Annotated in this window: 11 protein-coding genes; 1 reads left to right on the top strand and 10 read right to left on the bottom strand. The window is 52.6% G+C overall.

The window, feature by feature from the left end; genetic code table 11:
• Window positions 1-21: 21 nt before the first annotated feature.
• From O6D90_RS09845 to tar, 8 genes are all read right to left on the bottom strand, one after another.
• Entirely contained in the window at window positions 22-1,272 is a 1,251-nt protein-coding gene (locus O6D90_RS09845; protein ID WP_230675900.1) for an MFS transporter, read from the bottom strand.
• 157 nt (window positions 1,273-1,429) lie between these two features.
• Entirely contained in the window at window positions 1,430-2,281 is an 852-nt protein-coding gene (locus O6D90_RS09840) for a helix-turn-helix domain-containing protein (protein ID WP_016153432.1), read from the bottom strand.
• A gap of 487 nt (window positions 2,282-2,768) precedes the next feature.
• Window positions 2,769-3,413 (bottom strand): protein phosphatase CheZ, encoded by a 645-nt coding sequence (gene cheZ / locus O6D90_RS09835; RefSeq protein ID WP_029139578.1) that lies wholly within the window; start codon window positions 3,411-3,413, stop codon window positions 2,769-2,771.
• A 13-nt stretch (window positions 3,414-3,426) separates the two neighbouring features.
• Window positions 3,427-3,816, bottom strand: coding sequence for a chemotaxis response regulator CheY (gene cheY, locus O6D90_RS09830; protein WP_016153434.1), 390 nt, complete (start codon window positions 3,814-3,816; stop codon window positions 3,427-3,429).
• A gap of 18 nt (window positions 3,817-3,834) precedes the next feature.
• Window positions 3,835-4,884 (bottom strand): protein-glutamate methylesterase/protein-glutamine glutaminase, encoded by a 1,050-nt coding sequence (locus O6D90_RS09825; RefSeq protein ID WP_016153435.1) that lies wholly within the window; start codon window positions 4,882-4,884, stop codon window positions 3,835-3,837.
• A complete protein-coding gene (gene cheR, locus O6D90_RS09820) occupies window positions 4,881-5,753 on the bottom strand; it encodes a protein-glutamate O-methyltransferase CheR (protein WP_016153436.1) in 873 nt (290 codons plus the stop codon). Before cheR ends, O6D90_RS09825 begins: the two co-directional genes overlap by 4 nt.
• A gap of 19 nt (window positions 5,754-5,772) precedes the next feature.
• Entirely contained in the window at window positions 5,773-7,374 is a 1,602-nt protein-coding gene (gene tap, locus O6D90_RS09815) for a methyl-accepting chemotaxis protein IV (RefSeq protein WP_016156810.1), read from the bottom strand.
• A gap of 43 nt (window positions 7,375-7,417) precedes the next feature.
• Window positions 7,418-9,073, bottom strand: a complete 1,656-nt coding sequence (gene tar, locus O6D90_RS09810) for a methyl-accepting chemotaxis protein II (protein ID WP_016156811.1) — start codon at window positions 9,071-9,073, stop codon at window positions 7,418-7,420.
• A 406-nt stretch (window positions 9,074-9,479) separates the two neighbouring features.
• Here tar and O6D90_RS09805 point away from each other — a divergent pair, with 406 nt between their 5' ends.
• On the top strand, window positions 9,480-10,739 hold the full coding sequence (locus tag O6D90_RS09805) for a dicarboxylate/amino acid:cation symporter (protein ID WP_016156812.1): 1,260 nt from the start codon (window positions 9,480-9,482) through the stop codon (window positions 10,737-10,739).
• A 75-nt stretch (window positions 10,740-10,814) separates the two neighbouring features.
• Here the strand turns inward: O6D90_RS09805 and cheW are convergent, their stop codons facing one another.
• Together cheW and cheA are read right to left on the bottom strand one after the other, a co-directional pair.
• Entirely contained in the window at window positions 10,815-11,318 is a 504-nt protein-coding gene (gene cheW, locus O6D90_RS09800) for a chemotaxis protein CheW (RefSeq protein WP_003034638.1), read from the bottom strand.
• 20 nt (window positions 11,319-11,338) lie between these two features.
• Window positions 11,339-13,393: a chemotaxis protein CheA gene (gene cheA, locus O6D90_RS09795; RefSeq protein ID WP_016156813.1), complete on the bottom strand. Its 2,055-nt coding sequence runs from the start codon at window positions 13,391-13,393 to the stop codon at window positions 11,339-11,341.
• Between the last annotated feature and the right edge of the window lie 3 nt (window positions 13,394-13,396).

Here is a 13,396-nt window from a genome sequence, read left to right as displayed (position 1 = left end):
TTTTCCCTCAGTGGCTCATATTCAGGCTTTGGCCCGCAAAGTATCGTGCGACGCCTGTCCGTTATCAGGCGTCGCCACCATTTCTGTTTCTGCATTAAATTCATTACGTTGCTTGCCGTGGAAGCACAGCCAGCCGATAACCATGCCTATCGCCACAATCGCCGTCAGCAGGCAATAAAGAACCACCGGCCCCGCGCTCAACAGCACAGGAGTGACGAACGCCAACAAGCCGCAGGTCAGACGGGCGACACCGACAATCACCCCTTGCGCGGTGGCGCGGAGCATGGTGGGGAATGACTCTTGCGCCCACACTTTCATGATGCCTTCGAAGGCAAATCCTGTGCCGATATTGGTAAACAGCAGGCAGCAGAACCAGGAGAGTGGCGAGAAATTAAACAATACCGGCACGAAATAACCACCGGACATCATCACCGCGCCAAAAATAAAGAATGGAACCCGTTTTGAGGTATCAACGACGCGCATAAACATCAACCCAGACGCCACGCTCACTGGCAGAATCAACAGCCCCCACAGAGAGTGCGTGCTGACCGAAATGCCCACCACATTTACCGCTACATAAGCCCCAAACTGCCCGCCGGTATTGGCCGCCAGATTGGTGAAGGTATAAAAGATACACAGCGAGATAAACGGCCACAGGTATTTGCCTTCAAGCAGATCGCGCCAGCCGGTTTTCTGCGCCCGCACGGTGGCGATGCCACGACGCAGTTCATCCTTTGCCGCCAACCACAGCGGCGACTCAGGGATAGACCAACGCAGGATCATCAGCACAACCGCCACCAGCCCAACGTGCATATACATGATTTGCGCGCCAATCAGCCCCCAGTCGCCGACGATAGCGGAGATCCCCATCGTGGCACCAATTCCCACCAGCCAGAGTAAATTGGACAAGCCGATAATCTTGCCGCGGTTTTCATCGTTCGCCGCTTCGGAGATAGTCGCCAGAGAGACAGGTAAATCAGCCCCTGTCGCCAGCCCCACCAAGAGTGTGCCCAGCACCAGGAACGGGAAGTTCAAACCAAAGGCCAGCGCCAGCGTGCCGATAAAAATCATCGCCATCGTAATAATAAAAACATTACGACGACCAATACGGTCTCCAAGACGACCGCCACCAAAAGCCCCAGCGGCAATACTCAGCGTTAATAATCCAGATAAAATGCCAATTTGTAGTGCAGTAATACCCATTGTTTTTTGATAAATGACTAAGGCTGTACCACTGGAAACAATAGCCGCCGAATCAATATATGATGCCATTCCAGACACCACCCCAATATACCAGGGGTTAGGTGTTTTATTTTTTGACATAACGATTCCCTTAAATTTACAGATAGTAAGGCGAGAAATAAGCGTATGGCCTACCCCCGTCACGATGGATGGTAGTAATAATTTTTTATTGTTATTAACCTAACAATTAAATCGCTATTAAAACTCGTGAATGAAGTTCACGTTCATGGCTTGGAGGATAATGAAAATACCGTCGATACGATTCAGTCAACCTGATCGCATTCATAAAACCACAACGTGCCGCAATTTCACTGATGGTTTTATCCGTAGTGCGCAGTAATTCTTGAGCTTTTAATACACGATACAACATCTGGAATTTAACCGGAGTATAACCGGTCACTCGCTTAATTAAGCGATACATCGTGCGCCTGGCGACACCGTTATCATCACTCAACACATTCCAGTCCAAATGACGCAAGCTACTGGTCTTGAGCATACGGATCAGGTTGGCTCGCCCTCGCTCATCAGGGCTAAGCGCCTCGGTCTGGCGGTCGCACTGGCAAAGCGTGTTGATGATGTTCAGCAAAGCGACTTCACACAATGAAAAATAGAGCACGTCATAGTTACTCTCGTTACGTGAGATTATCTCCTGGCTCAATACCTCAATACGCGCCAGCGCTCCCTGAGTTAGCGCCAGCGCGGTAGGCTGTAGAAGTTTTTCTTTTATACAATCGAGCAAATTATCAATGTGCTGTAAAAAATGAAAACTGCGCGGGCGACGAATTAATATATTAATAACCGACAGATTATTAGTTGAAACATAACTATGGGTATCGTTAGCGGTCACTAAAAAAAAGTCACCCTGGCAGATAAAACGAACCAAGTCATTAATAATATGAAACCCGCTACCGCTACGGACAATCACCAGTTCATCAAAATCATGCCCGTGCACACCTTCCATTAATTGGTTATTCATCGAAAAAAGACAAAACGCATGTTGCTCTGAATGAAAAAAATCATTCTCACGTAAAATTCGCATATCTCCCCCGCCGCTATTCGAGTAAAAACACTCGGGATATCGATAAATAACCTACTGACATAATATATTGCCTTGCACTGATAACCATTTAACTGCAATTATTATGACAAGTCTATATATCGCACTGTCACTCAGGCGTAACCTGCTGTGACCTCAGCATCATTTCGGTAAATAACCGCCAAGTTATGGCATAAAAAAGAGGATATACGCCGTGCAGATGAACCCACTTCATCCTGGCATTCAACCGGGTACGAATCATAGTGCAGGGCACATTGTCCCGACTGGCGGCCCAATAACCCTGCGGGATCCACAAAAGCGCCGCGCTCGGTATGCAGCGAGCGAACCCGTTCTGGCAACGTCACCGAAAAAATGGATAGTAAATAAAGAGAACGATAGGTATCTGTAGGCCGGATAACGCGCAAACCGTTATCGGTTAGAATGCCCGGCGGCGAGCGCCTGCCGGGCCAGCAAATAAAAACGCTACGGATCAGAACCCGAGGCTATCCAGCAGGTCGTCAACCTGATCCTGACTTGCCACCACGCCGGCTTTTGAGGTGTCAACCTGCGGGCCGTTAAGCAAGCTTTCGTTTTCACGTTTTGGACGAGCGCCCTGCTCTGGAATGTTTTCCAGCAGAACCATCAGCAGCTGACGTTCAATCTCCTGGATAACATCCATCATGCGCTTGATGACCTGACCGGTGAGGTCCTGGAAATCCTGCGCCATCATGATGTCCAGCAGTTGAGCGTTAGTAAAGCTGGTATGCCCTGGCACATCACCCAGAAACTGGCGGGTATCGGTGACCAGTTCACGGGCGTCAGACAGCTCGATCGGATTTTCGAACCATTCATCCCAGCGTTTGGTCAGGTCTTTGGCCCCTTTTTCCATCGCGTCCTGGTGCGGCTGCGAAGCTTCCACACTGTTCAGCGCGCGCTCTGCCGCCTGTGCGGTCATCTGCACAACGTAATCGAGACGATCGCGGGCATCGGGAATCGCTTCTGCCGCTTCGGCAATAGCCTGATCCAGCCCCAGTTCACGCAGGCTGTCGCGCAGCATTCGGGTCAAACTGCCGATGCGCGCGATGATGTCCCCGGCTGAATGTTCGTCAGCAGGTTTAATTTGTGGTTGCATCATCATTATCACACCCTCACATGCCCAGTTTCTCAAAGATTTTATTGAGTTTCTCTTCTAGCGTCGCCGCCGTGAACGGTTTCACGACATAGCCACTGGCGCCAGCCTGTGCCGCCGCAATGATATTCTCTTTCTTCGCTTCTGCCGTAACCATCAGCACCGGCAGGGCGGACATTCCGCCATCAGCACGAATGGTTTTCAGCAGTTCCAGGCCATCCATGTTCGGCATATTCCAGTCGGAAATGACAAAACCAAATCCCCCAGCCTGCAGCTTATTCAGCGCGTCCACGCCGTCTTCGGCCTCTTCAACATTGTTGAAACCCAGTTCTTTGAGCAGGTTACGCACGATGCGACGCATGGTGGAAAAGTCATCCACAACCAAAAACTTAAGCTCTTTATCCGCCATAAAAAATAAACTCCTGATTCAAATACGTATTGCCTGTCCGGCACTGATTTTCGCCAGCATTTGCTGGCTTACCTGGCTAAGATCGACCACTTCGCTTACGCCACCCATATTGATGGCCTCGCGCGGCATGCCGAACACCACACAACTTGCTTCGTTTTGCGCAATGGTCCAGGCACCCGCCTGGTTCATCGCTAACATTCCGGCGGCGCCATCGTTGCCCATACCCGTCAGGATCACTCCCACGGCATTACGCCCCGCATGTTTTGCCACCGAATGGAACAGCACATCCACTGAAGGTCGATGCCGGTTAACCGGTGGACCATCATGAATTTTGATCTGGTAGTTCGCCCCGCTGCGCGCCAGTTCCATATGCTTGTCACCAGGGGCGATATACGCATGCCCTGGAAGCACGCGCTCCCCGTCCTCAGCCTCTTTCACGGTGATCTGACACAGTTTGTTCAGACGCTCGGCGAATGAGCGGGTAAATCCTGGCGGCATATGCTGGGTAATAAGAATACCGGGACTTGAAAGCGGCAATGGCTGGAGTACATGGCGAATTGCCTCTGTTCCTCCGGTTGAGGCGCCAATCGCCAGCAGTTTTTCAGAACTGAGTAACGGCCCCGCTTTCAAGGTCACCTGTGCCGTCATGGGTTTGTGGGCCGCCAGTTTTGCCCGCGACGCGGTGCGGATCTTCTCAGCGATCATTTCGCTGTAGGCCAACATCCCTTCACGGATCCCCAACTGTGGTTTGGTGACAAAATCAATCGCCCCCAACTCCAGCGCCCGCAGCGTGACCTCAGAACCTTTACCGGTCAGCGAAGAGACCATAACCACTGGCATCGGACGCAGACGCATCAGCTTCTCAAGAAAGTCGAGGCCGTCCATGCGCGGCATTTCCACATCCAGCGTCAGGACGTCGGGATTGAATTTTTTGATTAAATCCCGGGCAACCAACGGATCCGGCGCCGTCGCCACCATTTCCATATCACTGTGGCTGTTAATAATTTCGGTCATGATTTGACGCATCAATGCAGAATCATCAACCGATAAAACCCTGATTTTACTCATGCTTTATCCTTACCTGGCGCATGCGCATACACCGTCTGTCCACGCAAGCTAAACTCGCGCACGAGGTTGCTAAAGTTTTCTGAATGACCTGCAAACAGCAGCCCATCTGGTTTAAGAAGTGGAACAAAACGGTGCAAAATGTCCTGCTGCGTCGTTTTATCAAAATAGATCATCACGTTACGGCAAAATATGGCATCGAAGGGGCCTGGCACGTTGTACTGCTTATCCAGTAAATTCACGCTGGAAAATTCAACATGCCCCGCCAGTTCCTGCCGAACGCGTACCAGTCCTTCATGCGGTCCGGTGCCACGCATGAAATAACGCTGTAGCTGCTGCGGTGACAGCGTCTTTAGCTCATCAAGGCGGTAGATGCCGCTTCTGGCTTTTTCCAGCACTTCGGTATCAATGTCGCTGGCAAAAACACGCCAGCGGCCCGGAGCCATACCTAAGGTATCGGCGAGCGTAATCGCAATGCTGTACGGCTCTTCTCCGGTTGACGCCGCCGCGCTCCAGACACGGTATTCACCGCTGCGCCGACGAGCATGATCTGACAGCACTGGAAAATGATGCCCTTCGCGAAAAAACGCGGTCAGATTGGTAGTCAGGGAGTTAATAAAAGCCTGCCACTCAGCACTGTTCTGATTAGCTTCCAGCATGCTGAGATAGCGACCAAAGTCATCCAGTCCCAGGGTTCGCAGACGGCGGACCAGGCGGTTATAAACCATGTCCCGCTTATGGTCGGCCAGTACGATCCCCGCACGCTGGTAGATTAATTGACATATCCGACGAAAATGCGCGTCAGACAGCGCGAGGCGCTGTGTCATCTGTAACAATAATGACGTTTGCCCAGGGGGCAGAGATGATGTCATAGCGCCTTCTCAATCACATTCAGGATACAACGGGCACAACCTGCGGCTGCGCCAATTCTTGTTTTGCTACGGTTTGCTCTTCAAGCTTAAAAAATGCGACACAAGCAGAAAGATTATCGGCCTGCATGGCAAGTTGTCCGGTGGCGGATGCGGCTTCTTCCACCAGCCCGGCGTTTTGCTGCGTCACAGAGTCCATCTGGCTGACGGCCTGCGCCACCTGCTCGATGCCTCTGCGCTGTTCATCAGAAGCAGAAGCAATCTCGCCCATGATGTCGTTAACCCGGGTAACCGAGCTGACAATTTCCGTCATGGTACGCGCTGCCATATCAACCAACTGCGAGCCCTGATGCACTCGGGTGACAGACTCCTCAATGAGCCCCTTAATTTCTTTCGCCGCCTGTGCGCTACGGCTTGCCAGATTGCGCACTTCGCCCGCAACCACGGCAAAACCACGCCCCTGCTCACCCGCGCGAGCGGCCTCAACCGCAGCATTCAGCGCGAGGATATTGGTCTGAAAGGCAATGCTGTCAATCACGCCGATGATGTCGCCAATTTTCTGCGAGCTCGCGGAAATCTCATGCATGGTGCTGGCGACCCGGGAGGTCTGTTCGCCGCCTTTATGCGCTGTATCTGCCGCACTTTTGGCAATTCCTGACGCCTGGCGCGCGTTATCCGCATTCTGTCCTACGGTGGCGGTCAGTTGTTCCATGCTGGCTGCCGTTTGCGCCAGCGCGGCCGCCTGCTGTTCAGTGCGCGAAGACAAATCGTTATTACCCATCGCGATTTCTGAAATGCCGCTATGCATGGCTGAGCTGCCCAGGCGTACTTCGCTTACCGTTTCACGCAGTGCCTGCTGCATTTTCTTCAGACTGGCAAAAATGGCTGAGATCTCATTGCGCCCATAAACCGCTACCGGCCGGGCCAGATTACCCGCGGCAATGCTGTCGAAATGACTGCCCACGATCGCCAGCGGCTGGACAATCATCTTGCGCGACCAGTACAGCGCACCGCTGGTGAGCAGTGCCGCCAGTACCACCATGGCGGCGAAAATCACCCCCGACATATGGTAATTTCGCTGGCTCTGCTCTCCTGCCGTTTGCAACACGCGATCGATGTTGCTCTGCCACGCATTCACATTTGCATCAAAAGCATCCTGAGCAGCCTGCACCGGCGCGGTCAGAAAATCTGACAACTGATTGTTTTCAAGCCAGGTGGCCTGATGCGCGAGAGCGCTGTGCCACTGGCTGAAACTTTTCTCCGTTGCGCCAAACAGCGCCTTCCCTTGTGCCGTCGTATCCGATGTCGCCATAAAGCGTTTAAACATCAATTCAGACTGCGCCAGGCTATCACGTGCGAGGGTCATCAGCGTGTTGATATCCTCTGGCGGATAGCTCAGGGCGGTCAGCGTCCCTGCCTTATTAAGGGCCGTACTGGCCTGTAATAACACAGCGCGGGTTTGGGCCAGCGCAGCGCGTTGCTGATTACTTCGTTCGACCTGATTCAGGTTCTGAAAACCGTCCCGAAATGCCCAGAAGGACAAGCCATTACTGCCAATCTGCAAAACACCGCAGAGGATTAAAATCAAAAACAGCGTGGTCGAAATTCGAATACGATTAAACATCAACGCTCCCATTGGGCGGCACTGGCCGCGGTTTAACTATCAGTCAAAATGTTTCCCAATTCGTATCTTGTTCATTGTTCTGGCGCGGATAGGATGCGGCCGCCGTTGCAGGTAATCGTGTATCGTGCGGCTTAGCCGACGCCGGACGTGACGCGAGGCGGAAAGTCGACACCGACTGCGTCAGGCGGCTGGCCTGTTCTTCAAGAGCAGCGGCAGCGGCAGCCGATTCCTGTACCAACGAAGCGTTCTGCTGCGTAACGCGATCCATCTCGGATACCGCAAGCGCCACCTGATCAATCCCCCGGCTTTGCTCGTCGGAGGCCGAGGCAATCTCGCCCATAATGTCGGTCACCCGCGTTACGGCATTTACGATGTCGTTCATCGTTTCGCCTGCGCTTTCTACCAATACGGACCCGGTATCCACTCGGGAAACCGAATCCTCAATCAACGCTTTGATCTCTTTCGCCGCCTGCGCACTGCGACTTGCCAGATTACGCACTTCGCCCGCCACCACGGCAAAGCCACGGCCTTGTTCACCGGCACGCGCCGCTTCAACCGCCGCGTTCAGTGCGAGAATGTTGGTCTGGAAAGCAATACCATCAATAACACTGATGATGTCGGCGATTTTCTTCGAGCTATCGGCGATTTCGTGCATGGTGTTCACCACGCTATCAACCACTTTGCCGCCATGCTGTGCGGTATCGGAGGCGCTTTTCGCCAGTTGCGAGGCCTGACGCGCGTTGTCCGCATTTTGCTTCACGGTTGCGGTCAACTGTTCCATGCTGGCTGCGGTCTCTTCCAGCGCAGAGGCCTGCTGTTCAGTACGAGATGAAAGGTCGGTGTTCCCGCTGGCAATTTCGCTGGTCCCGGAATAAATCGCATCAGAACCTTCACGCACCAGGGTGACGGTTTCCGTCAGCGAGCGCTGCATATGATCAACCGTACTGGCCAGCTCGCCGATTTCATTACGACCGCTGACGGCCAGGGTCGCGGTCAGGTTACCGCTGGCGATTTCCCGAATATGGGCAATGACGCGAGACAGAGGATTAAGCAGGGTATGGCGGATGCCGTACCACACCACCACCAGAATCAGCACCAGCACTACGGCCAGCACGCCAAGCTGCCATTGGGCGAAGTGGTAATCCCGCGCACTTTTATCGAATGCCTGAGCGTAAAGTTTTTCGCTAACGCTGGCGTACTTGCCCAGCGCCTCACCGAGCGCGTTTTGCATTCCCTGAGTCGGTTGCGCGAAATAGGCGTCCATATTGCCGTTCTCCAGAAACTGAACCAGTTCGGTTAAGGCCGCATGGTACTGCTGATATTTCTCCTCAACGTTGCCGCTGGCTTCTGCCATCTCGGGTAACGGTGTGATGTTTTTAAATTTTGCGTAATGTGTTTCGGCCTGCGCCAACGATGCTTTCGCATTCTTCAGCAGATCGTTTTTCGCGCTGCTTTGCTGGTTGGACGCGTCCATCATCATGCGTGCAGAAGAGCGGCTTAAATTGATACGTGTTTGCAGCATCAGATCCCATGTTGAGGTGAGTTCACTTTGCTGCTGTCGAAGATCGTTAGAAATAACAAAACTTTGCTGATTCTGCTGCAATGAAGAAAACAACAGACCACCGGAAACAAGCTGTAGCAGTGCGAAAACCCCCAGCACCATCATCAGCATTGTGACAACGCGGATACGGTTAAACATAAGGCACCTTCCTGAAAACGAGTTATCAACGTTATCGGCAGTCGCTGAGATAACTTTACGTTTGCGAAAAGGAAATCCTGAAGGGACGTGAAGCCTCGCGGAAGGAGGGGAAGACGGGTGTACGGCAACCACAAATCATTCACATAAAAACGTCACAATTATCATGTGAATAACATTCAAATTTATCTGTGGGCGCGGTCATATTGGATGAAATAGTCATTATTTCGTGACCAAGATCACAAATACATATCCTCTGCACCACAACAAAATGGATAAAAAATTAAAAAAAGTTGTATCAGCTGGCGCTTTAATTCAATTTATATGATGAATACTTAGTTACCAATTAATAAATATAAAAAATGAGTAACCGAACAATAAATGTTAAATCCTTACTGAGGGCTTTTTAGTGGCAAATGCAAACAAACTCACGTTGTTTATCGTGATCTTCATGTTGGCGGGGATCCTGTCAGGGGCGGTGATCCACTCTTATGCCGCCCCCGGCGTAGTGTCCGCCTGGGCCGATAATATTACGCTTCTCACCGACATCTTTTTGCGCCTGATTAAAATGGTGATCGCACCTTTAGTATTCAGCACCCTGACCGTCGGTATTATGCGCCTGGGGGAAACGTCCACCATCGGGCGCGTAGGCGGCAAAGCGATGATCTGGTTTATCAGCTCTTCCATACTGTCTATTCTGGTCGGTCTGTTTGTGGTTTCTCTTGAGCAACCCGGCAGCGGGCTGAACCTGGCGATCCCGCTGGAAGCCACTGATACCGGCCTGGCCGTGAGCGGCATGAGCCTGAAAGGTTTCCTGACTCACACCATCCCAACCAGCATAGCCGAGGCGATGGCCAACAATGAGATCCTGCAAATTGTGGTGTTCTCGATGTTCTTCGGTATTGGTGGCGCATCCCTTGGTGAGAAGTTCAATGCCCCGCTGGTTGCCGCGCTGGATGTGGTCTCCCACATTATGCTTAAGGTGACTGGCTACGTGATGTACGTTGCGCCGCTGGCCATTTTCGCCGCCATTTCCTCCGTTATCTCCACCCAGGGTCTGGGGATCCTGCTTAACTATGCGTCGTTCATCGGCGGCTACTATGTGGCTATTTTGCTGACCTGCCTGGTTCTGCTGGCGGTCGGTTATGTCATGCTGAAAAAAGAGGTTTTTCGTCTGGTAAGCATGCTGAAAGATCCGGTTCTGGTCGCATTTACTACCAGCAGCTCGGAAGCCGCCTATCCGAAAACGCTGGAGCAATTAACCAAATTTGGTTGCTCGCCTAACATCGTGTCATTTGTATTGCCTATCGGTTATTCATTTAACCTGGTCGGCTCGATGGTTTACTGTTCATTTGCCTCGATGTTTATCGCGCAGGCCTATAACATTCACCTCTCCTTTGCAGAAATCACCGTCCTGATGCTGACGCTGATGCTGGCGTCAAAAGGGATTGCCGGCGTGCCGCGTTCTGCGCTGGTGGTGCTGGCAGCAACCATTCCGAGCTTTAATATTCCGGTTGCCGGGATTCTGTTACTGATGGGTATTGACCACTTCCTGGATATGGGACGTTCAGCAATCAACGTATTAGGTAACGGGATTGCAACGGCGATGCTGGCACAAGATGAAGGTTTACTGGAAGAAGAACCGGAGCTGGTTGAGCGGGAAGCGTAAGGGGAAATCTGCCGGATGTGCTACGCGTATCCGGCCTACAACCGCAATCATTGTAGGCCGGATACGGTATAGCGGTTACGCGACGTGACTGGCGGCAATATCCAGCAGCGCCATTTCTTCGCTATTGAGCAGCTTCTCAATGTTAACCAGGATCAGCATCCGGTCACCCAGAGCCCCCAGTCCCGTCAAGTATTCCGTCGACAGCGTTACGGCAAATTCCGGTGCCGGACGGATTTGATCCGTTGTCAGCGACAGCACATCCGAGACGCCATCGACCACAATCCCGACCACCCGCTGGCCCAGATTCAGCACAATCACCACGGTGTTTTCGTTGTAATCCACATCGCTCTGGCTAAACTTCACGCGCAGGTCAACAATCGGCACAATCACACCGCGCAGATTGGTGACACCTTTGATAAACGCAGGCGTGTTAGCAATACGCGTCACCTGATCGTACCCTCGGATTTCCTGCACTTTCAGGATATCGATACCGTACTCTTCATCTCCCAGCGTAAACACGAGGAATTCCTGACCTGACGGTTCGCCGGCCAGTTTAGTTACATTACTCATACCGGTCATATTATTCCCTTCTCACTCAATCAGGCGGCTGTGATCGCCACACGTTGTTCGCGGTTTAATCCCTGCAATGCAGAGACATCGACAATCAGCGCGACGCTGCCGTCGCCGAGGATCGTTGCTGCAGAAATACCTGGCACTTTGCGGTAGTTGCTTTCCAGGTTTTTGACGACCACCTGGTGTTGACCAATTAACTGATCGACCAGCAGCGCGTAGCGACGCCCTGCACTTTGCAAAATCACCACAATGCCTTGAGTCGCTTCGGTTTTTGCGCCTTCAACCTCAAAGACTTTCCACAGCTCAACCAGCGGTAAATATTCGCCACGCACTTCCAGCACGCGCTCTCCTCCGGCCAGCGGATGGAGATCTTCTTCGCGCGGTTGCAGTGATTCCATAACGGCATTCAGCGGCAGAATAAAGACTTCGTCGGCCACGCGCACGGACATGCCGTCGAGGATCGCCAGCGTCAGCGGCAGCAGAATTCGGATAGTCGTCCCCTGTCCCTGTTTGGACTGGATCTCAACATGGCCCCCCATCTCCTGGATATTTCGCTTCACCACATCCATACCCACGCCGCGGCCAGAGACATCCGTCACCTGTTCAGCAGTCGAGAAGCCCGGAGCGAAGATCAGCATACCGACTTCGTCATCGCTCATGTTTTCGTGGATCGGCATCCCCTGGGAGATAGCTTTGGCGAGGATTCGTTCACGGTTCAGACCGGCGCCATCATCGGTGACTTCAATACAGATATTCCCGCCCTGGTGCTCCGCGGAAAGCGTCAGATTACCGATTGGGCTTTTCCCGGCTTCAAGGCGTTTTTCCGGCAGTTCAATTCCGTGATCGAGGCTGTTACGCACCAGGTGCGTCAACGGATCGATGATGCGTTCAATCAGGCTCTTGTCGAGTTCGGTTGAGCTTCCCACCTGTGTCAGTTCGACCTGTTTACCCAGCTTACCGGCCAGGTCGCGCACCAGACGCGGAAAACGGCTGAACACGTACTCCATGGGCATCATACGAATCGACATCACCGACTCTTGCAAGTCGCGGGCGTTACGTTGTAACTGACCCATACTGGTGATGAGATCGCCATGATTGACGGGATCCAGTTCGTTAGAACGTTGTGCCAGCATAGACTGGGTGATGACCAACTCACCGACCAGGTTAATGAGCTGATCGACCTTCTCAACCGCTACGCGGATGCTGGTTGACTCGCTGGCGCGGGCGGGTTTGTCGCGTTCCGCGCGTCCGTTTGGCGCTTCGCTGGCGGCGGCTTTCGCCGCTGGCGCAACGGCAACCGGCTGCGGCTTCGCGACAACGGCTACCGTTTCAGCTTCAGCTTCAGCTTCAGTTTCAACGGCTACGGGCGCTGCGCTGACGGTTTCGAATTCAATCTGATCAGCTTCAATCACAAAGCACAGCACCGCGATGATGTCATCTTCCGCGAGGTTGCCATCAAGCGTTGCTGACAACGTGTCGCTCCCTTTCACCACATCGGTTAAGGTCGCCAGGTTCCCCAGCTCCTCTTCCAGTAAATCCACTTCATTGGCTTTCAGGCGCGTGAGAATAATGCGTTTCTTGCTCTCTTCGCTTGCGGACTCAGGCTGTGCAACCGCCTCTTCCTGCATTGCAGCGCTGTCAACAACGCTCAGTTTTGCGGTGTTGACGACTGCCGGTGCGGTTTCACCTTTCGCTTCGAGCGCTAGCTGTCGTAACGCATTACAAATGTACTCAAAGCTGGCGGCATCCGGCTCCTCTGAGTTTTTATAGGCGTCGAGCTGTTCCTGCATAATATCTTTCGTTTCCAAAAACAGGTTGATAATGTCGGCATTGAGCTGCATCTCGCCACGCCGCGCTTCATCCAGCAGGTTTTCCATCAGATGGGTCGTTTCCTGCAAAATGGTAAAGCCGAAGGTGCCCGCCCCGCCTTTTATCGAGTGCGCAGCACGAAAAATTGCATTCAGCTGTTCGGAATCCGGGGCTTCAGGAACCAAATCAAGCAGGTGTTGCTCCATGTCAGCCAACAGTTCGTCAGCTTCATCAAAAAATGTTTGATAAAAATCGCTTATATCCATGCTCACGCT

This window comes from Citrobacter sp. 21OH12SH02A-Citro (assembly GCF_027919895.1).
GTDB classification, from domain to species: Bacteria; Pseudomonadota; Gammaproteobacteria; order Enterobacterales; family Enterobacteriaceae; genus Citrobacter; species Citrobacter braakii.
This window is presented reverse-complemented; position numbering and strand designations above follow the sequence as displayed.